Here is a 19,345-nt window from a genome sequence, read left to right on the forward strand (position 1 = left end):
TGTATGAATAAACAGGAGTGTAACCAATTTAATCAGGTTTTGCACCTGCACCTTACCGTGTTTTGATAACCAGACGGTTACTCTGTTTCACTTCTTCCATCACTACGTAGGTACGGGTGTCGTTAACCCCCGGCAAACGCAGCAAGGTTTCGCCCAGCAATTTGCGGTAAGCCGACATGTCCGGTACGCGGGTTTTCAACAGGTAGTCGAAATCGCCGGAAACCAGATGACACTCCTGAATCTCTTCAAGCTTCTGCACTGCCGAGTTGAATTGCTCAAACACATCCGGCGCGCCGCGGTTCAACGTGATCTCCACGAAAACCAGCAGCGACGCATCCAGATAATGCGGGTTCAGCAATGCGGTATAGCCATGAATGAAACCCTGGCGCTCGAGACGGCGCACGCGCTCCAAACATGGTGTCGGGGATAACCCCACGCGCTTCGAAAGCTCGACGTTCGAAATACGCCCATCCTTCTGCAGCTCATTCAGGATGTTGCGGTCGATACGGTCAAGATCTTTACCCGGGCGTTTCTTGTTGTCTGCCATTATTATTGTCTCTCTTATTTTCTTCCGTGCACTTGCCACACCCTAGCCAACGTCAATGTGTAAGGGTTCGTTCCAAGCGAAGACCCGATGCCTGTCATGTGCTTCTTCACTACCATCATTCCACGCCGCGCAGCCTGTCTGTCCAACTCCGCGCAGCGCCGGCAACGATGTTTCGGTCGAGAAAAAATCAGCAAACGCTTGCGCGTCCTGCTCCGCACTCCCGCTGCGTATCGTCACCTTGCGGCGCAAATACGTACGATTTTCTGGTGTTACGGGGATAATTTCTTCTTCCTATGATGTTTTCGCAAATGCGCAGCGGATTGTCAAAGTAAAAGAAGCAAAATCAGAACAACGTACCGTCATGAAAAGTCTGCATCCCATTTTTGATTATGAATCGCTGGCCGATAAGCCCCGGCAGGGAACGGCGGAAGCCGCAGAGTGCGCCGTTTTTGCACGGTTGGCGATTCGCTGGCCGCATGCGGTTTTGATAAGTTAAATTTCTGCGTTCGACGAACCATTTACCGACAACGGATGCATTAATAGGCGACAACTATCATACAAATCGTTAACAACGTCGCCCGGCGCTTTTTTTACTGCGCCATTTTCCCTACAATCGGCTTCATTGTCCGCCATTGTGGAATAAAGAGGTTATTCATGGGCACGGCTAAACATAGCAAATTACTGATTCTGGGTTCCGGCCCGGCCGGTTACACCGCCGCCGTCTACGCGGCGCGCGCCAACCTGAACCCGGTGCTGATCACTGGCCTGGAACAAGGCGGCCAGCTGACCACCACCACCGAAGTGGAAAACTGGCCCGGCGACGCCGAAGGCCTGACCGGCCCGGCGTTGATGGAGCGCATGCGCGAGCACGCGGAGAAGTTCCAGACTGAAATCGTCTTCGACCACATCAACAGCGTCGATCTACAGCAGCGTCCGTTCCGCCTGTTCGGCGACAGCGGTGAATACAGCTGCGACGCGCTGATCATCGCAACCGGCGCCTCCGCCCGCTATCTGGGCCTGCCTTCCGAAGACGCGTTCAAGGGCAAAGGCGTTTCCGCCTGCGCAACCTGCGACGGTTTCTTCTACCGCAACCAGAAAGTCGCGGTGGTCGGCGGCGGCAATACCGCCGTTGAAGAAGCGCTGTACCTGTCAAACATCGCCGCCGAGGTTCACCTGATCCACCGCCGCGACAGCTTCCGCTCGGAGAAAATCCTGATCGACCGGCTGATGGAAAAAGTGAAAAGCGGCAACATCGTGCTGCACACCGACCATACCCTGGATGAAGTACTGGGCGATGAAATGGGCGTGACCGGCGTGCGCATCCGCAGCACCAAAGCGGAGAACGAAACCCGTGAGCTGGAACTGGCCGGCGTGTTCATCGCCATCGGCCACAGCCCGAACACCGGCATCTTCGGCGGTCAGCTGGAGCTGGAAAACGGCTACATCAAGGTGCAGTCCGGCATTCACGGCAATGCGACCCAAACCACTATCCCCGGCGTCTTCGCCGCGGGCGACGTGATGGATCACATCTACCGTCAGGCGATCACCTCCGCCGGCACCGGCTGCATGGCGGCGCTGGACGCAGAGCGTTATCTGGACGGCATCGCCGGCGCGGAAGTCTGCTAAGACGTTTTCATCATCGGCAAAAAGCGGCTCTCGAGCCGCTTTTTTTGTTTCTGGGTTTAGCAATCTCTCCTTCCCATCTGTTATAGCCATATTTGCCCGCTTTATTCTTTTCAGTCTGCCGGGTGACGAGGTAACATGAGGCCTCGCTTGTTTGTCGCCGATTGCGCCAAACACTATTATTTAACAGTACGTTAACCCAGCCCGTAACAAACGGGCGCCGGCGACGCAGACGCATATCTGATGAAAAAAACCAGACAGCAACAGTTAACCCGTTGGCTTAAAACCCAGAGTTCGTTAGCGCAGCGTTGGCTGCGCCTTTCCATGCTGTTGGGGCTGTTCAGCGGCCTGCTGATCGTGGCGCAGGCGTGGCTGCTGGCCAGCCTGCTGCACGCCCTGATCATCGAGCACATCCCGCGCGAACAGCTGATCCCTTCGTTTATCTGGCTGATCGTCGCGTTCGCGCTGCGGGCGCTGCTTAGCTGGCTGCGGGAGCGGGTCGGTTTTCTGTGCGGGCAGGTGATCCGCCAGCGTATGCGCCGGCAGGTGCTGGATAAACTGCAGCAGCTCGGGCCGGCCTGGATCCAGGGCAAACCGGCGGGCAGCTGGGCCAGCATCATCGTCGAGCAGATCGAGGATATGCAGGACTATTACTCGCGCTATCTGCCGCAGATGTATCTGGCGGTGTTTATCCCGCTGCTGATCCTGATCGCCGTCTTCCCGATCAACTGGGCCGCCGGTTTGATTCTGTTGGCGACCGCGCCGCTGATCCCGCTGTTTATGGCGCTGGTGGGCATGGGGGCCGCCGACGCCAACCGCCGCAACTTTGTGGCGCTGGCGCGACTGAGCGGTAACTTCCTCGACCGCCTGCGCGGCCTGGACACCCTGCGGCTGTTCGACCGCGCGCAGGCCGAAACCGCGCAGATCGCCAAATCCTCCGAAGACTTCCGCAGCCGCACCATGGAAGTGCTGCGCATGGCTTTCCTCTCCTCCGGCGTGCTGGAGTTCTTCGCGTCGATCTCCATCGCCGTAGTGGCGGTGTATTTCGGTTTTTCTTACCTCGGCGAACTCAACTTCGGCAGCTATGGCCTCGGCGTAACGCTGTTTTCCGGTTTTCTGGTGCTGATTCTGGCGCCGGAGTTCTTCCAACCGCTGCGCGATCTCGGCACCTTCTATCATGCCAAGGCGCAGGCGGTCGGCGCGGCGGAAGCGCTGGAAACCTTCCTCAGCGCCGAAGGCGAGCAGATGGGCAACGGCACGCGGCAGCTGCCCGCCGATCAGCCGCTGACGCTGCAGGCGAACGAGTTGGAAATCCTGTCGCCGAACGGCGTGCTGCTGGCCGGGCCGCTGAGTTTCACCCTGCAACCGCAGCAGCGCGTGGCGCTGGTCGGGCTGAGCGGCGCCGGTAAAAGCTCGCTGCTCAATCTGCTGCTCGGCTTCCTGCCCTACCGTGGGTCGTTGACCGTCAACGGCGTCGAGCTGCGTGAACTGTCCGCAGAAAACTGGCGTCAACAGCTCAGCTGGGTCGGGCAGAACCCGCACCTGCCGGCGCAAACCTTGCGTGCCAATATCCTGTTGGGCTGCCCACAGGCCGACGAAGCGCAGCTGCAGCAGGCGGTGGAACACGCCTACGTCAGCGAACTGTTGCCCTATCTGCCACAGGGGCTCGACACCGAAGTAGGCGACAACGCCGCCCGCCTGTCGGTCGGCCAGGCGCAGCGCGTGGCGGTCGCCCGGGCGCTGATCGGCCCGCGCCGCTTGCTGCTGCTCGATGAACCGGCCGCCAGCCTCGATGCCCATAGCGAACAACGGGTGATGCAGGCGTTGAATGCCGCTTCGCATCAACAAACCACCCTGCTGGTGACGCATCAGTTGGAAGATACCGAAGACTACGATCAGATTTGGGTGATGGATAACGGGCGTATCGTGCAACAGGGCGATTACGCCACCCTCAGCGCCCAACCGGGCCTGTTCGCCACTCTGATCGCCCACCGCCGCGGGGAGCTTTAATCATGCGCGTGTTGCTGCCGTTTTTGGCGTTGTATCGCCGCCATAGCCTGCTGATTAGCCTGGGCATCATTTTGGCGATCGTCACCCTGCTGGCCAGCATCGGCCTGCTGGCGCTCTCCGGCTGGTTCCTGGCCGCCTCTTCGCTGGCCGGATTGGCGGGCCTGCTAACCTTCAACTACATGCTGCCCGCCGCCGGCGTGCGCGGCGCGGCGATCTTCCGCACCGCCGGGCGCTACGCCGAGCGCGTGGTCAGCCACGACGCCACCTTCCGCGTGCTGTCGCACCTGCGGGTGTTCACCTTCAGCAAGATCCTGCCGCTGACGCCGGGCGGCATCGCCCGTTTCCGCCAGGCCGACCTGCTCAACCGCCTGGTGGCGGACGTGGACACGCTGGATCATCTTTATCTGCGGGTGATCTCGCCACTGGTAGGCGCGGCGGCGGTGATCCTGGTCGTCACTTACGGCCTGAGCTGGCTGGATCCTGCGCTCGCCCTGACGCTCGGCGGCATTCTGCTGCTGCTGCTGCTGCTGCTGCCGCCGGTGTTCTATCGCGCCGGCAAACCGATCGGCGGCCAACTCACCGCGCTGCGCGGCCAATACCGCACCGACCTGACCGCCTGGCTGCAGGGGCAGGCGGAACTGGTGGTGTTCGGCGCCGTCAACGACTTCCGCCAGACGCTGAACGCCACCGAACAGCGGTGGCAACGCCGCCAGTGGCAGCAGGCCTCGCTGAGCGGCAAGGCGCAGGCGCTGATGATCCTCGCCAGCGGGCTGACGGTAACGCTGCTGCTGTGGCTGACCGCCGCGGGCATCGGCGGCGATACCCAACCCGGCGCGTTGATCGCGCTGTTTGTCTTCGCCGCGCTGGCGTCGTTCGAAGCGCTGATGCCGGTGGCCGGCGCCTTCCAGCATCTCGGTCAGGTGATCGCCTCCGCCACGCGGGTCAAACAGATCATCGATCGCCAACCGGAAGTCACCTTCCCTGCCGCCGGCCCGGCCGCTGCCGATCGGGCGCAGCTCAGCCTGCAGCAGTTGAGTTTCACCTACCCCGATCAGCCGCAGCCGGTGCTGCGCGACGTCACGCTTGAGGTGGCGGCCGGCGAACACATCACCTTGCTCGGCCGCACCGGCTGCGGCAAGTCCACCCTGCTGCAGCTGCTGACCCGCGCCTGGCGCACCGATGGCGGAAAAATTCTGCTCAACGGCGAACCGCTGGAGGATTATGATGAAACCACGCTGCGCCGAATGACCACGGTCGTCAGCCAGCGAGTGCATATCTTCAGCGATACGCTGCGGGAAAACCTGCGGCTGGCCGCACCAGATGCCGACGACGCTCGTTTGAGTGACGTGCTGCAGCAGGTAGGGCTCGGCAAATTGCTGGAAAGCGACGGCGGACTGAACGCCTGGCTCGGCGAAGGCGGCCGGCAACTGTCCGGCGGCGAACAGCGCCGTCTGGGCATCGCCCGCGCGCTGCTGCATCCGGCCCCGCTGCTGCTGCTTGACGAACCGACCGAAGGGTTGGACGCCGAAACCGAACAGCAGATCCTGGCGCTGCTGCGCCGGCATTGTCAGGAAAAGACGCTGATCCTGGTGACGCACCGCCTGTACGGTCTGGAACATCTCGACCGCATTTGCGTGATGGACGACGGCCGGATTGTCGAACAAGGCAATCACGCGGCCCTGATGCGCCAGCAGGGCCGCTATGCCCGCTTTCGCAACCGTATCAGCAACCTGGCGCCTTAATCGGCCCGTAGAGGACGCAGAGACCCTGTATGCGCATCGTTAAGCTCTCCCCGCAGTCGCTGGCGTTTCCCTCGCCTGAGGGCGCTCTGCGCGACCCCAACGGCCTGCTGGCGATCGGTGGCGACCTCACGGCGCCGCGGCTGCTGGCGGCCTATGAGCGCGGCATCTTCCCCTGGTACTCGCCGGGAGAGGCCATCCTGTGGTGGTCGCCCGATCCGCGTGCGGTGCTGTTCCCGGCCGAGTTTCATCTTAACCGCAGCCTGAAACGCTTTCTGCGCCACGATCCGTTTCGCATCACGCTCAATCACGACTTCGCTGCGGTGATCGCCGCCTGCGCCCACCGGCCGGATGAAGGCACCTGGATCGGCCCGGAGGTGCAGCGCGCCTATCAGCATCTGCATCGCCTCGGCTACGCGCACTCGGTGGAGGTCTGGCAGGATGATCAACTGGTTGGCGGCATGTACGGCGTGGCGCAGGGCGCGTTGTTCTGCGGCGAATCGATGTTCAGCCGCGTCACCAACGCCTCAAAATGCGCATTGATGGCCTTTTGCCGCCATTTTGCCGCTTATGGCGGGGAATTGATTGACTGCCAGGTGCTGAACGCTCACACTGCCCGCCTTGGCGCGCGTGAAATTCCGCGCCGTCAATTTTTGCAGCAGCTCAGCACCCTTCAACGGCGGCCTTTGGCACCGGCGTGCTGGGAGCCGCAAGTCATATCCCCACAGCCGGTTGAACCGCCCTATCCAGTAAACTAATTGATGGAAACGGTGCAATGTTCACCGACACATCTTTACATAATGGGGGTTTTTCGGCATTATCTTGCCGGTTAAAAACTAAGGTAGTTAGACCTAGAGGATTCGATGGCCAAAGAAGACAATATTGAAATGCAGGGCACCGTTCTTGATACGCTGCCCAACACCATGTTCCGCGTTGAATTGGAAAACGGGCACGTGGTAACCGCACACATCTCCGGTAAAATGCGTAAAAACTATATCCGCATCCTGACGGGCGACAAAGTCACTGTAGAGCTGACCCCGTACGACCTGAGCAAAGGCCGCATTGTCTTCCGTAGCCGTTAATCGGCTCACCGCGCGCCACACGCTGGCGGCATCGAGGATGTAATCCCTCGGGAGCCCTTTCCGTTTACCCCCGCAGCGACGTTAAACAACGGGTTGCAGGTGCGCAGGTAAACTGAGAGGGCTCACTCGTTTCTGTTGTACGGTGAATCTCACCCATAAAAAAAGCGATGCCGAAGCATCGCTTTTTCTTTGCCTGAAAGCGGCCTTAGTGCACCGCGCCCTCGTCCGCCTTGCGCTTGGCGGCGCTGAGGAAGTGGTAAGTCAGCTGTTTTTTGTCCTTGTCCAGCTCGACCTTCACGGAACCGCCGTCCACCAGCGAACCGAACAACAACTCGTTGGCCAACGGTTTCTTCAGGTTTTCCTGCATGACGCGCGCCATCGGACGAGCGCCCATCGCACGGTCGTAACCCTTCACCGACAGCCAATCGCGCGCTTCGTCGCTCACTTCCAGCGAGACGCCCTTCGCATCCAGCTGCGCCTGCAGTTCGACGATAAACTTGTCGACCACCTGCTGAATCACCTCGGTAGACAGATGGTTGAACCAGATGATGTTGTCCAGACGGTTGCGGAACTCCGGCGTAAACACCTTCTTGATCTCTTCCATCGCGTCGGTGCTGTTGTCCTGCTGCACCAGGCCGATCGACTTGCGTTCGGTTTCCCGCACCCCGGCGTTGGTGGTCATCACCAGGATCACATTGCGGAAGTCCGCCTTGCGGCCGTTGTTGTCGGTCAGCGTACCGTTGTCCATCACCTGCAGCAGCAGGTTGAACACGTCCGGGTGCGCCTTCTCGATCTCATCGAGCAGCACCACCGCATGCGGATGCTTGATCACCGCATCGGTCAGCAGCCCGCCCTGATCGTAACCAACGTAGCCCGGAGGCGCGCCGATCAGACGGCTGACGGTATGCCGCTCCATGTACTCGGACATGTCGAAACGCAGCAGCTCGATATCCATCGCCTTGGCCAGCTGTACGGTGACCTCGGTTTTCCCGACCCCGGTCGGCCCGGCGAACAGGAAGGAACCGACCGGCTTGCGCTCGTGGCCCAGACCGGCGCGGCTCATCTTGATCGCTTCCGTCAACGCTTCGATCGCCTGATCCTGGCCGAATACCAGCATCTTCAAGCGATCGCCCAGGTTTCTCAGCACGTCGCGATCGCTGGCCGACACAGTTTTCTCCGGGATGCGAGCGATACGCGCCACCACGGATTCGATATCGGCCACGTTGACGGTTTTCTTGCGCTTGCTGGCCGGCATCAACCGGCTGCGGGCGCCCGCCTCGTCGATCACGTCGATCGCCTTGTCCGGCAGATGGCGATCGTTGATGTATTTCACCGACAGCTCCACCGCGGCGCGGATCGCCTTGGCGGTATAACGCACGTCGTGGTGCGCTTCATACTTGGTCTTCAGGCCGTTGATGATCTGAACGGTCTCTTCCGCCGTCGGTTCGGTGATATCGATCTTCTGGAAACGGCGCGCCAGAGCGCGATCCTTTTCGAAGATGTTGCTGAACTCCTGGTAGGTGGTCGAGCCGATCACCCGGATCTTGCCGCTCGACAGCAGCGGTTTGATCAGGTTGGCGGCATCCACCTGCCCGCCGGAAGCCGCACCGGCGCCGATGATGGTGTGAATTTCATCGATGAACAGGATGCTGTTCTGATCCTGTTCCAGCTGCTTGAGCAGCGCCTTGAAGCGTTTCTCGAAGTCGCCGCGGTATTTGGTGCCGGCCAGCAGTGAACCGATATCCAGCGAATACAGCGTGCAGTCCGCCATCACTTCCGGCACGTCGCCCTGCACGATACGCCAGGCCAGGCCTTCGGCGATGGCGGTCTTGCCCACGCCGGATTCGCCGACCAGCAGCGGGTTGTTTTTACGACGACGGCACAGCACCTGAATCGCGCGCTCCAGCTCACGATCGCGGCCGATCAGCGGATCGATGCCGCCCACACGGGCCAACTGATTGAGGTTGGTGGTGAAGTTTTCCATACGGTCTTCCCCTCCGGACTGCTCTTCGTTCACCGGGTTTTCCGCATTCGGCGCTTGGCCCGGCTCGTCTTTACGCGTGCCATGTGAAATGAAGTTCACCACGTCGAGACGGCTGACGTCGTGCTTGCGCAGCAGATAGGCCGCCTGCGATTCCTGCTCGCTGAAAATAGCCACCAACACGTTGGCGCCGGACACTTCGCTGCGGCCGGAGGATTGCACATGGAAGACCGCGCGCTGCAGCACGCGCTGGAAGCTGAGCGTCGGCTGAGTGTCGCGCTCTTCTTCGCCGGCGGGCAGCGTCGGTGTGGTTTGTTCGATGAAGGCTTCCAGCTCCTGGCGCAACGCGGCCAGATCCACCGTACATGCCTCGAGCGCTTCTCGCGCGGCAGGGTTGCTCAGCAACGCCAGCAACAGGTGCTCCACGGTCATAAACTCGTGTCTGTGCTCACGCGCCCTGGCGAAAGCCATGTTGAGACTGAGTTCCAGTTCTTGATTGAGCATAAGCACCTCCCCAATAGATTGCCTTATTCAGGCTTTTTCCAGCGTACAAAGCAACGGATGCTCGTTCTCCCTTGCGTACCGGTTCACATGGACGACTTTGGTTTCCGCCACCTCGGCGGTAAAAACACCACAGATCGCCTTGCCTTGATAGTGGACCGTGAGCATCAGTTGCGTTGCGCGTTCAATATCATAAGAAAAGAACTTTTGCAGAACGTCAATCACAAATTCCATCGGTGTGTAATCGTCGTTGTTAAGTATAACTTTATACATAGACGGCGGTTTTACCGCATCGATTTGTTTTTCTTCGGCTAAGTGTTCAAAATTTAGCCAATCGTTGTTATTGCCCATCGCTGCTCATCTTCTCTGCTCTGCCCTCTGATATGGGGACAGGTTTCGGTTATTCAAAGTGGGGATAGTTACTATTTTATCATCTTCGGCATCGTCCCGCCGCACTGTAACGTGCGCAAAAAAACGGGCCAATTGTGACTGAATCGTGGCAATAGCGTTACCTGCTTCAAACTTTGGTGAACTGCTCCCCGCCGACAAAAGCCGATCCCTTGACGCCCCGATCATTTGCTCTAGAGTGTAAATTCGTGGCTGGTGGTCTTTTAACCACCCCTTGTCCACCCTGCTACTCGCCCACGGCGAGTGCGAAATCAGTTATTCATCTCACTTAAAATAGCGTTGCGAGGGATGTAAAAGCATGGAGACGGGTACTGTTAAATGGTTTAACAACGCCAAAGGTTTTGGCTTCATCTGCCCAGCCGGCGGCGGCGAAGATATTTTCGCGCATTATTCCACAATCAAGATGGATGGTTACAGAACGTTGAAGGCGGGCCAGCAGGTCAGCTTTGACGTGCATCAAGGGCCCAAAGGCAACCATGCCAGTCTTATTGTGCCAGTGGAAAGCGAGGCGCTGTCCTAAACGCTTCCGGCAGCGTCGCGCTGCACTGACTCTGACTGCGATAAAAATGCCAGCCGCCGTGTGACTGGCATTTTTTATGCCTGTGACTTACTCGCGCGCCAGCGCATCGATCGGATTCAGCCGCGCGGCATTGCGCGCCGGCAGATAGCCGAACACCACGCCGATGCCGGTGGAACAGAGGAACGCGCTTAGCAACGCCGCCGGCGGGAAACTGATCTGCCAACCCGGCAACACCAGCTGCACCGCCAAACCGATAGCGAACGACAACGTAATCCCCAGCGCGCCCCCCACCAGGCAGACCAAGACCGCCTCGATCAGAAACTGCTGCAACACATCGCCGGAACGCGCGCCCACCGCCATGCGGATGCCGATCTCGCGCGTGCGCTCGGTCACCGACACCAGCATGATGTTCATCACGCCGATGCCGCCCACCACCAGCGAAATCACCGCCACCAGCGTCAGGAACAGCTGCAGCGTGCGAGTGGTTTTCTCTGCGGTTTGCACCAGGCTGTCCATGTTATAGGTGAAGAAATCCTTCTTGCCGTGGCGCAACGTCAGCAGACGCGACAGCTGTTGTTCCGCTTCCTTGCTGTCGTAGCCGTCGCGGATGCGCACGGTGATCGAATCGAAATAGCTGTTGCCCATCAGCCGGTTGGCCATGGTGCTGTACGGCACCCACACGTTCAGCGTCTTGCTGCTGCCGAACATCGACTGCTTCTCTTTAGCCACGCCGACCACCGTCGCCGGCATGTTGCCCACCAGGATCACCTCGCCCACTACGTTTTTTTGGTGCGGGAACAGCCGCCGTTGGGTATTGGCGTCGATCACCACCGTCTGCGCCTGTGACTGCACCTGCATCGGGTCGATGCCGACGCCCTGGGTAAAGCTCATGCCGTACACGCGGAAGAACTGCTCGCTGACGCCGTTGACGTTGGCCGCCGCGTCGACGTTGCCCAGCCGCAGCCGCATGCTGCTGCTGATGCTCGGCGACAGCGCGCTGATGTACGGCTGTTCGCGCAGCGCGTCGAGATCGCCGTATTTCAACGATTGCCGATAGGTCGGATCGTCGTCGCCGAAGTCCTTGCCGGGGTAGATATCGACGGTGTTGGTGCCGATCGATTTGATGTCCGCCAGCACCATCTGCTTGGCGGCGTCGCCGATCACCAGGATCGATACCACCGAGGCGATGCCGATAATGATGCCGAGCATGGTCAGCGCGGTGCGCATCTTGTTGGCCGCCATCGCGCGCCAGGCCATGACCAGCGCTTCGCGAAAGCGGCCGCCCATCTGCCGCCAGGAAGGCGCCGCGGCGGCCAGCGTCAGCGGCTTGGCCTGGGCATCCTCCGACGGCGCCGGACGGGAATCGGCGATGATTTCGCCGTCGCGGATCTCGATGATCCGTTCAGCCTGGCGCGCCACCGCCGGATCGTGAGTCACCAGGATCACCGTGTGGCCCTGGGCGCACAACTGTTTGAGGATCGCCATCACCTCTTCGCCGGAGTGGCTGTCGAGCGCGCCGGTCGGCTCATCCGCCAGGATCACCTGCCCGCCGTTCATCAGCGCGCGGGCGATACTGACGCGCTGCTGCTGGCCGCCGGAAAGCTGGCTCGGCCGATAGTTTACGCGCTCCCCCAGCCCCAGACGGCGCAACAGCGCCTCCGCCCGTTCGCGCCGCGCCGCTTTGCCCAGCCCGGCGTACACCGCCGGCACCTCGACGTTATGCGCCGCGCTCAGGTGCGGCAGCAGATGATAACGCTGAAAGATAAAGCCGAAATGCTCGCGCCGCAGCTGCGCCAGCGCATCGTCGCTCAGCGTCGCCACGTCCTGGCCGGCCACCCGATAGACGCCGGCGCTCGGCTTGTCCAGGCAGCCGAGAATGTTCATCAGCGTCGATTTGCCGGAGCCGGAAGCCCCCATGATCGCCACCATTTCACCGGCGTCGATGCTCAGACTGATCCCCTTCAGCACCTCCACCGTCTGCTCGCCGGAACGGTAGCTGCGGCGAATGCCGTTCAGCTGCAACAGCGCCGCCATCAGCCGGCCTCCACGCCGCCGCGGCTGACGATCACCTCATCGCCCGCCTCGAGCCCGCTGAGGATCTGCACATCGATATTGTTGCGCAGGCCAATGGCCACCTCACGCTTCTCTTCCTTGCCCTGTTTCAGCACCGAAACGTGGTAGCGATTGTCGGCTATCTGATCGCCCAGCGCCGCCAGCGGGATCACCAGCGCCTGCTGGACGCCGGCCAGTTGAATGTGCACCTGCGCCGTCATTTGCAAGCGCAGCAGCCTTTCCGGGTTGGGCACTTCGAAACGCGCGTAATAGAAGATGGCGTTGTTGACCTTTTCCGGCGTCGGCTGAATGTCTTTCAGCACGCCGTCGAAGCGCCGGGTCGGATCGCCCAGCACCGTGAACCAGGCCTTCTGACCCGGCTTGAGGTTAATGACGTCGGCCTCCGAGACCTGCGCCTTCACCAGCATGGTGCCGAGATCCGCCAGCGTCAGAATGTTCGGCGCCTGTTGCGCCGCGATCACCGTCTGGCCCTGCAGCGTGGTGATCTGCACCACGTCGCCATCCATCGGCGCTTCGATGCGGGTATAGGCCAGATTGATCTTGGCGGTATCCAGGCTGGCCTGGTTGCGGGCGATCTGCGCATTGATGGTGCCTACCTGCGCCTTCTTCACCGCCAGCTGCGTCGCCGCCTGATCCAGATCCTGACGCGATACCGCCTGCAGTTTGGCCAGCGCCTGGTTGCGCTGCAGCGTAACCGCCGCCAGCTGCTGTTCCGCCTGCGCCTGCAGCAGCTGCGCATGCAGCTCGCGCAGCGTCGCCTCGCCTTCACGGATGCTGTTCTGCGCCTGCTGCGGATCGATAACCCCCAGCAACTGACCTTTTTTCACCTTGTCGCCGATCTCGACATACAGCTTTTCCAACTGCCCGCTGACCTGCGCGCCGACGTCAACCTTGCGCACGGCGTCCAGCTGGCCGGTCGCCAACACGTTCTGCTGCAGATCGCGCTTGCTGACCTTTACCGTTTTGAAATCGGTCGGCGCCGGATGGCGGAAGTGCCAAACGGCCGCCGCGGCAATCGCCGCAATCACCGCCAGTGCGAGTATCCAGCGGCGTTTATGTCCTTTAAACCCTGTCAAAATTGACCTGCCTGTGCTTGTAAATATCGACCGCCCATTGCGGCGGCGGAGCTAAATTAGCACGCACCGTAGGGAATAACTAAACCTTAGCTCAACACAATGTGGAGACACGCTTGGTTACAGTTCGGCATTGAACTCTCGTTTAGTGAAGCCTTGATGAAATAGCGCCATTCAACACAGCCAAGGATTTCATCATGTCACAGCTCAGCTACCCACTCGCCTCCGCCCGGCCGCTTAACGGCTGGCAACTGATGACGGCGCTGATCAATGGCGAAAAGGCACCGAGCAACGCCTGGAAAAAAACCTCGTTTCGCCTGAAGTTTCTCGGCCGTTCGCTGCTCAACTGGCGCACCACCAGCGGCCTGCTCAGCACCCTGGCCAGCAATCCGCTGCTGGAGGAGATCCTGAGCGCGCAGCCGAACCTGCCGTGCAAACTGCATCGTCCCTACCTGGCGGCCAACATGAGCAAGATCGAATGCCTGTTCGCCCTGCGCGATCATTACGATCTCATCGTACAGCGCATGCCGCTGAAGATGCGCCTCGGCCACCTCGGCCCGCACGCCTTCGTGCTGGCCAGCGCGATGGGCAAGAACGAAGCGCCGATCACGCTGGAGCTGGCGGCGATCGACAAACTGAATAAGGAAGGGGAAGCCACGCTGCTGCTGCGCAACGCCAACGGCGTGATGCTGGCGGAGATCACCTTTGCGCTGATGCATTATCAGCAGCAGCCGACGTTGTTCATCGGCGGCCTGCAGGGCGCGAACCATGACGTGCCGCACGCCGAGATCCAGCACACCACCAAAGAGTGTCACGGCCTGTTCCCTAAACGGCTGGTGCTGGAAGGCATCTGCACGCTGGCGCGGCACCTCGGCATCCGCCAGATCGTGGCGGTCGGCAACGCCACCCATATCTATCAAAACTGGCGCTACCAGAGTAAGAAGAAGGACAAGCTGCACGCCGATTACGATCAGTTCTGGCTGTCGATGGGCGCCAAACCGCTCGACAGCGGCTATTTCCTGCTGCCCGAGCGCATCGCCCGCAAGCCGATCGAAGAGATCGCCAGCAAGAAGCGCGCCGAGTATCGCCGCCGCTATCAGCTGCTGGACGAGCTGGAACAGGGATTGGCGGCGCACTTCTGCGCCCGATAACGCCCGGCGGGCCGTCAGTCCGCCCGGCCGCGCGCCAGCCAGATCACCCGTGAGAACATTTTCTTCAGCAGCGGCGGCACCGAGTCCGTGCCCCATTCGCCGGCCTGCATCGCGACCTCGATCGCCAGATCCGGCTTCGAAGAGTGGTGGACCGCTTTCTGGATCACCTTGCGCACCGGCATCTGCGCATTGATCGGCACCGACGCCATTCGGTGATAGACCGGGGCGAACCCTTCGCGGAACATGAAGTGTTCCATGTCCGGCGCCGGCAGCGCGGTCAGCCGATCGCGTTCGTTGTCTTCATGATTGTCCAGCAGGCTGCGCACGGTGTTGGCGTACTTTTTGCCCGCCTCATCGCCGTCCACCAGCGCATGCCACTCGATACCCATGCGGCGGGCAAAGCGCAGCAGCGGCTTCAGACCGCACTGAGCGAATTCGATGACCCTTACCCCTTCCGCCTCGAAATGATAGCCGCACTGGCGCGCCAGTTCGTTCAGCAGCCACACTTCGGTTTCGCCCTCCACCAGCAGCCAGCAGCGGGCGAACAGCGACGACGGCCGGTTGAAACGGATGTGAAACGCGATGCGCCGCCCGTCTTCGGCGCTGAGCCCGCGCGGCCCGAGACGATAGGTCGCGACGCGGCCTGACTCGCGCACCAGCCGGCACACGTGCTCCACCGGCACCAACGACACCAATTCGCTGGAGTTGGTGGTGGTGATTCGCTGCAGCGGCAGCTGATTGAGCAGCCCCCAGGCCACCGACAGCATGATCGGATGCAGGCGAGTTTCCGGGTCTTCCACCAGCAGCAGCGGCCGGGCGTGCGGATCCAGCTTGACGTCGCCCTTGGCCTGCAGCAGGGTGGAAAACATGCCCAGCAGGATCAGACGCATGCTGCGGCTGTTCGGCTCGGCGACCATGCGGTTGATGCCGTCCAGCGCGCGCCAGGCGTCCTGCTCCGGTTCACCGCCGCGGCGGCGCGGCCGCGCCACCTGCGAGCTCTGCTCGGCGAAATAGTGCTCGAGCAACTGCTGCATCGCCGCCAGCCCCTGACGCAGTTCGCCGTTGGTCAGCTTCTGCGGATTGCGCACCAGCTCGCGCGTCAGCTGATCCAGCTGCTGCGCCAACGCCTGCGTATCGGGTTTGCGTTCATCGCCGAGGCTGCTGGGGCGCAGGCGGCGAATAAAGCGCGCGTCGCGCAGGCGCAAAACCGGGTGGATGCGGATGATGGCGTGGGCCAGCTGTTCGATATGGTGCAGTTGAAAGGCGTTGCCGTCGGCGTCGAGAAAACCGCGCCAGGTGCACACAGTGCCGTCATCGGCCAGCTCGCCCTCGCAGCGGTAGTGAATGCGGCTCAGGCCGTCTTCCCCCTTGACCCACAGCGGCGTCAGATGGCGGTAGCGCGGTAGGTGCGCGTGGCCGATGTCTTTCTCGCAGAAGGTGAATACCACCTGCAGGTGGCGTTCTTTGGCCGCCTCCTCACCGGGCGGAAAATGGAAGTCGTGCGCTTCAAAGCGATACAGTTTCTGCTCCGGCGCCAGCAGCAGCGTCAGCGCATCCAGCAAGCTGGATTTACCCCAGGCGTTTTCGCCGAGCAACAACGTGTTGTCGTCCAGCATCAGGGACAGCCGATTAATGCCGCGAAAACCTACAATTTCGATACGCTCCAAGAACATCCGCCGCCTCCCGTGCGCGCCGTCGCCTCTTCAATGAGGCGACTTTCACAGAGCATGGTCAAAAAACCCCTTGCAGGTCAAGCGGCCAGCGTCAAATCTGCCGCTTTACTCCGGCCGGGCTTTTGGTTAGCGTGTGCTCCTCGCCGCCGTTCGTCGCGCATCAAAACTCAAGGACACTCGTTGCACCATGTACTCAGGACTGTTGATTATTCTGTTACCGCTGATTGTCGGTTACCTCATTCCCTTACGCCATCGCCCGCTGCTGGTGCTGATCAACCGCCTGCTGAGCTGGATGGTGTATGTGATCCTGTTTTTCATGGGCATCAGCCTGGCGTTTATGGAGAACCTCAGCAGCAATCTGGTGCTGATCTTCCAGTACAGCGCGGCGTTCTTCTTCTGCATTCTCTGCGCCAATCTGCTGTTGCTGGCGCTGCTGGAGCGGCGCATGCCGTGGCGCAGCAGCCATAAACAGGAAAAGCTGCCTTCGCGCGTGCATATGGCGCTGGAGTCGCTCAAGCTGTGCGGCGTGGTGCTCGGCGGCTTCCTGCTCGGCCTGACGCAGTGGCAATGGCTGCAGTTCGCCCATAAAGGCAGCGAATATGCGCTGATCTTCCTGCTGTTGCTGGTCGGCATTCAGCTGCGCAACAGCGGCATGACGCTGCGCCAGATCGTGCTCAACCGCCGCGGCACGCTGGTGGCGTTGGCGGTGGTCGTCGCGTCTCTGGCCGGCGGCGCGCTGGCGGCGCAGCTGCTGGGGCTGCCGGTCAAGGCCGGATTGGCGATGGCCTCCGGCTTCGGCTGGTACTCGCTGTCCGGCATTCTGATCACCGACGCCTACGGCCCGGTGATGGGCAGCGCCGCGTTCTTCAACGATCTGGCGCGCGAGCTGGTGGCGATCATGCTGATCCCGACGCTGGTGCGCCGCAGCCGCTCCACCGCCCTCGGCCTGTGCGGCGCCACCTCGATGGACTTCACCCTGCCGGTGCTGCAGCGCAGCGGCGGACTGGACATGGTACCGCCCGCCATCGTGCACGGCTTCCTGCTGAGCCTGCTGGCGCCGGTGCTGATCGCCCTGTTCTCCTGATCCTTTCCCCTGGGGGCCACCCGGCCCCCAAAGCGTAATCATTCCCATCCGCACGGCAAAATTGCGCTAAATCAAACTTGCCCGCAGTAGTCGCACAAAAGCCTTTTGCAACCCCGATCGCCGATCTATGCTTTTAAACAAGCATTACAAATGCAACTTTAAAATTAAAAGGAAGCGACTATGTTCTGTGTGCAATGTGAACAAACCATTCGAACCCCGGCAGGCAACGGCTGCGCGTATGCTCAGGGCATGTGCGGCAAAACGGCGGAAACCTCCGATCTGCAGGATCTGCTGGTGGCGGCGCTGCAGGGCCTCTCCGCCTGGGCGCTGCAGGCGCGTTCGCTGGGCATCGTCGACCACGAAATCGACAGCTTCGCCCCGCGCGCCTTCTTCTCCACCCTGACCAACGTCAACTTCGACTCCCAGCGCATCATCGGTTACGCGCGGGAAACCCTGCTGCTGCGCGACTCGCTGGCCGCCCGTTGCCGGCTGCTGGATGCCGACGTGCGCGTCGATCACCCGATGGCGGCGCTGCAGCTGGCCGGTGACGCTATGCCTGCGCTGCTGCAACAGGCGGCGCAGTTTGCCCTCGACAGCGACAAGGCCGAGGTCGGCGACGACGTACACGGTTTGCGCCTGCTGTGCCTGTACGGCCTGAAAGGCGCGGCGGCCTATATGGAACACGCGCACGTGCTCGGCCAGTTCGACGAACAGCTCTATGCCGACTACCACGCCTTTATGGCCTGGCTCGGCACCCGGCCGCGCGACGTCGACACCCTGCTGAACAACGCCATGGGCATCGGCAAGATGAACTTCAACGTGATGGCGATCCTCGATCGCGGCGAAACCCAGGCCTACGGCGATCCGCAGCCCAGCGCGGTCAACGTACGCCCGGTGGCCGGGAAAGCCATTCTGATTTCCGGCCACGATCTCAAAGATCTGCGCATGCTGCTCGAGCAAACCGAAGGGCAAAACGTCAATGTCTACACCCACGGTGAAATGCTGCCGGCGCACGGCTATCCGGAACTGAAAAAATTCAAGCACCTGGTGGGTAACTACGGCAGCGGCTGGCAAAACCAGCAGACGGAATTCGCCAAATTCCCCGGCCCGATCGTGATGACCTCCAACTGCATCATCGATCCGAACGTCGGCAACTACGGCGATCGCATCTGGACCCGCAGCATCGTCGGCTGGCCGGGCGTCAACCATCTGGAAGGCGACGATTTCGGCGCCGTGATCCGCCAGGCGCAGGGCATGAACGGCTTCCCTTACACCGAGATCGAGCACCTGATCACCGTCGGCTTCGGCCGCCAGACGCTGCTAAACGCCGCCGACACGGTCATCGACCTGGTGTCGCAGAAAAAACTGCGCCACGTCTTCCTGGTCGGCGGCTGCGACGGCAGCCGCGACGAGCGCAACTACTTCACCGACTTCGCCCGCAGCGTGCCGCAAGACTGCCTGATCATGACGCTGGCCTGCGGCAAATACCGTTTCAACAAACTGGATTTCGGCACGCTGGAAGGGCTGCCGCGCCTGCTGGACGTCGGCCAGTGCAACGACGCCTACTCCGCCATCATGCTGGCGGTCAAGCTGGCGGATACGCTCGGCTGCAGCGTCAACGAGCTGCCGCTCAGTCTGGTGCTGTCGTGGTTTGAACAGAAGGCGATCGTCATTCTGCTGACGCTGCTGTCGCTGGGGGTGAAAAACATCGTCACCGGCCCGACCGCGCCGGGCTTCCTGACCGACAACCTGATGGCGATCCTCAACGAGAAATTCGGCCTGCGCCCGATCACTACCGTCGAGCAGGATATCACCGCGCTGCTCGCCTGATGCCGTTACGTTATGGGGCCGCCTGCGCCGGCCCCTTTGCTTTTTGAGGT

Annotated in this window: 16 protein-coding genes; 10 read left to right on the forward strand and 6 right to left on the reverse strand. The window is 61.2% G+C overall.

Features of this window, described 5'->3' with window-relative positions:
• Positions 1-52 precede the first annotated feature (52 nt).
• Positions 53-547 (reverse strand): leucine-responsive transcriptional regulator Lrp, encoded by a 495-nt coding sequence (gene lrp, locus IMX17_RS09970; protein ID WP_004928318.1) that lies wholly within the window; start codon positions 545-547, stop codon positions 53-55.
• 55 nt (positions 548-602) lie between these two features.
• On the opposite strand from lrp, the gene IMX17_RS09975 reads away from it, so the two are divergent.
• The 6 genes from IMX17_RS09975 to infA all read left to right on the forward strand — a co-directional run bounded on the left by IMX17_RS09975 (position 603) and on the right by infA (position 7,001).
• Positions 603-1,043 carry a hypothetical protein gene (locus IMX17_RS09975; protein WP_182264800.1) on the forward strand — a complete coding sequence of 147 codons (441 nt, stop codon included), beginning with the start codon at positions 603-605 and terminating at the stop codon, positions 1,041-1,043.
• A 158-nt stretch (positions 1,044-1,201) separates the two neighbouring features.
• Positions 1,202-2,173, forward strand: coding sequence for a thioredoxin-disulfide reductase (trxB, locus tag IMX17_RS09980; RefSeq protein ID WP_019454557.1), 972 nt, complete (start codon positions 1,202-1,204; stop codon positions 2,171-2,173).
• A 240-nt stretch (positions 2,174-2,413) separates the two neighbouring features.
• A complete protein-coding gene (gene cydD, locus IMX17_RS09985; RefSeq protein WP_182264801.1) occupies positions 2,414-4,180 on the forward strand; it encodes a cysteine/glutathione ABC transporter permease/ATP-binding protein CydD in 1,767 nt (588 codons plus the stop codon).
• 2 nt (positions 4,181-4,182) lie between these two features.
• The gene (gene cydC, locus IMX17_RS09990; protein ID WP_193549697.1) at positions 4,183-5,922 is read left to right on the forward strand and encodes a cysteine/glutathione ABC transporter ATP-binding protein/permease CydC; all 1,740 of its coding nucleotides are present in this window, start codon (positions 4,183-4,185) and stop codon (positions 5,920-5,922) included.
• Positions 5,923-5,951: 29 nt separating this feature from the next.
• Positions 5,952-6,677 (forward strand): leucyl/phenylalanyl-tRNA--protein transferase, encoded by a 726-nt coding sequence (gene aat, locus IMX17_RS09995; protein ID WP_033650663.1) that lies wholly within the window; start codon positions 5,952-5,954, stop codon positions 6,675-6,677.
• Between the two features lie 105 nt (positions 6,678-6,782).
• Positions 6,783-7,001, forward strand: a complete 219-nt coding sequence (gene infA, locus IMX17_RS10000) for a translation initiation factor IF-1 (RefSeq protein WP_002211347.1) — start codon at positions 6,783-6,785, stop codon at positions 6,999-7,001.
• Between the two features lie 205 nt (positions 7,002-7,206).
• Here infA and clpA read toward each other — a convergent pair whose 3' ends face one another.
• Positions 7,207-9,486, reverse strand: a complete 2,280-nt coding sequence (gene clpA, locus IMX17_RS10005) for an ATP-dependent Clp protease ATP-binding subunit ClpA (protein WP_025302261.1) — start codon at positions 9,484-9,486, stop codon at positions 7,207-7,209.
• Positions 9,487-9,513: 27 nt separating this feature from the next.
• A complete protein-coding gene (gene clpS / locus IMX17_RS10010; protein ID WP_004928347.1) occupies positions 9,514-9,834 on the reverse strand; it encodes an ATP-dependent Clp protease adapter ClpS in 321 nt (106 codons plus the stop codon).
• A 355-nt stretch (positions 9,835-10,189) separates the two neighbouring features.
• Between clpS and cspD the strand changes: the two genes are divergently transcribed.
• Positions 10,190-10,411: a cold shock-like protein CspD gene (gene cspD / locus IMX17_RS10015; RefSeq protein ID WP_004928349.1), complete on the forward strand. Its 222-nt coding sequence runs from the start codon at positions 10,190-10,192 to the stop codon at positions 10,409-10,411.
• 87 nt (positions 10,412-10,498) lie between these two features.
• Here the strand turns inward: cspD and macB are convergent, their stop codons facing one another.
• Together macB and macA are read right to left on the reverse strand one after the other, a co-directional pair.
• Positions 10,499-12,445: a macrolide ABC transporter ATP-binding protein/permease MacB gene (gene macB / locus IMX17_RS10020; RefSeq protein ID WP_033642549.1), complete on the reverse strand. Its 1,947-nt coding sequence runs from the start codon at positions 12,443-12,445 to the stop codon at positions 10,499-10,501.
• Positions 12,445-13,560, reverse strand: coding sequence for a macrolide transporter subunit MacA (gene macA / locus IMX17_RS10025; protein WP_046897066.1), 1,116 nt, complete (start codon positions 13,558-13,560; stop codon positions 12,445-12,447). The genes macB and macA overlap by 1 nt, the downstream gene beginning before the upstream one ends.
• Positions 13,561-13,754: 194 nt before the next feature.
• Here macA and IMX17_RS10030 point away from each other — a divergent pair, with 194 nt between their 5' ends.
• Positions 13,755-14,708, forward strand: coding sequence for a VirK/YbjX family protein (locus IMX17_RS10030; RefSeq protein WP_033642547.1), 954 nt, complete (start codon positions 13,755-13,757; stop codon positions 14,706-14,708).
• Between the two features lie 14 nt (positions 14,709-14,722).
• Here the strand turns inward: IMX17_RS10030 and IMX17_RS10035 are convergent, their stop codons facing one another.
• Positions 14,723-16,381 carry an ATP-dependent endonuclease gene (locus IMX17_RS10035; protein ID WP_046897065.1) on the reverse strand — a complete coding sequence of 553 codons (1,659 nt, stop codon included), beginning with the start codon at positions 16,379-16,381 and terminating at the stop codon, positions 14,723-14,725.
• 187 nt (positions 16,382-16,568) lie between these two features.
• Here IMX17_RS10035 and IMX17_RS10040 point away from each other — a divergent pair, with 187 nt between their 5' ends.
• Positions 16,569-17,465, forward strand: coding sequence for a lysine exporter LysO family protein (locus IMX17_RS10040; RefSeq protein ID WP_046897064.1), 897 nt, complete (start codon positions 16,569-16,571; stop codon positions 17,463-17,465).
• A 180-nt stretch (positions 17,466-17,645) separates the two neighbouring features.
• Entirely contained in the window at positions 17,646-19,295 is a 1,650-nt protein-coding gene (gene hcp / locus IMX17_RS10045) for a hydroxylamine reductase (RefSeq protein WP_046897063.1), read from the forward strand.
• Positions 19,296-19,345 lie beyond the last annotated feature (50 nt).

This window comes from Serratia sp. X3 (assembly GCF_014982455.1).
In the GTDB taxonomy this organism is placed as follows: Bacteria; Pseudomonadota; Gammaproteobacteria; order Enterobacterales; family Enterobacteriaceae; genus Serratia; species Serratia ureilytica.

Excerpts from the sequence above, each read along its gene's own strand:
- hcp (WP_046897063.1), top strand. The coding sequence starts at position 17,646 with ATGTTCTGTGTGCAATGTGAACAAACCATTCGAACCCCGGCAGGCAAC.
- infA (WP_002211347.1), top strand. The coding sequence starts at position 6,783 with ATGGCCAAAGAAGACAATATTGAAATGCAGGGCACCGTTCTTGATACG.
- trxB (WP_019454557.1), top strand. The coding sequence starts at position 1,202 with ATGGGCACGGCTAAACATAGCAAATTACTGATTCTGGGTTCCGGCCCG.
- cspD (WP_004928349.1), top strand. The coding sequence starts at position 10,190 with ATGGAGACGGGTACTGTTAAATGGTTTAACAACGCCAAAGGTTTTGGC.
- aat (WP_033650663.1), top strand. The coding sequence starts at position 5,952 with ATGCGCATCGTTAAGCTCTCCCCGCAGTCGCTGGCGTTTCCCTCGCCT.
- IMX17_RS10035 (WP_046897065.1), bottom strand. The coding sequence starts at position 16,381 with ATGTTCTTGGAGCGTATCGAAATTGTAGGTTTTCGCGGCATTAATCGG.
- cydC (WP_193549697.1), top strand. The coding sequence starts at position 4,183 with ATGCGCGTGTTGCTGCCGTTTTTGGCGTTGTATCGCCGCCATAGCCTG.
- IMX17_RS10030 (WP_033642547.1), top strand. The coding sequence starts at position 13,755 with ATGTCACAGCTCAGCTACCCACTCGCCTCCGCCCGGCCGCTTAACGGC.
- IMX17_RS09975 (WP_182264800.1), top strand. The coding sequence starts at position 603 with ATGTGTAAGGGTTCGTTCCAAGCGAAGACCCGATGCCTGTCATGTGCT.
- cydD (WP_182264801.1), top strand. The coding sequence starts at position 2,414 with ATGAAAAAAACCAGACAGCAACAGTTAACCCGTTGGCTTAAAACCCAG.
- lrp (WP_004928318.1), bottom strand. The coding sequence starts at position 547 with ATGGCAGACAACAAGAAACGCCCGGGTAAAGATCTTGACCGTATCGAC.
- IMX17_RS10040 (WP_046897064.1), top strand. The coding sequence starts at position 16,569 with ATGTACTCAGGACTGTTGATTATTCTGTTACCGCTGATTGTCGGTTAC.
- clpA (WP_025302261.1), bottom strand. The coding sequence starts at position 9,486 with ATGCTCAATCAAGAACTGGAACTCAGTCTCAACATGGCTTTCGCCAGG.
- clpS (WP_004928347.1), bottom strand. The coding sequence starts at position 9,834 with ATGGGCAATAACAACGATTGGCTAAATTTTGAACACTTAGCCGAAGAA.
- macB (WP_033642549.1), bottom strand. The coding sequence starts at position 12,445 with ATGGCGGCGCTGTTGCAGCTGAACGGCATTCGCCGCAGCTACCGTTCC.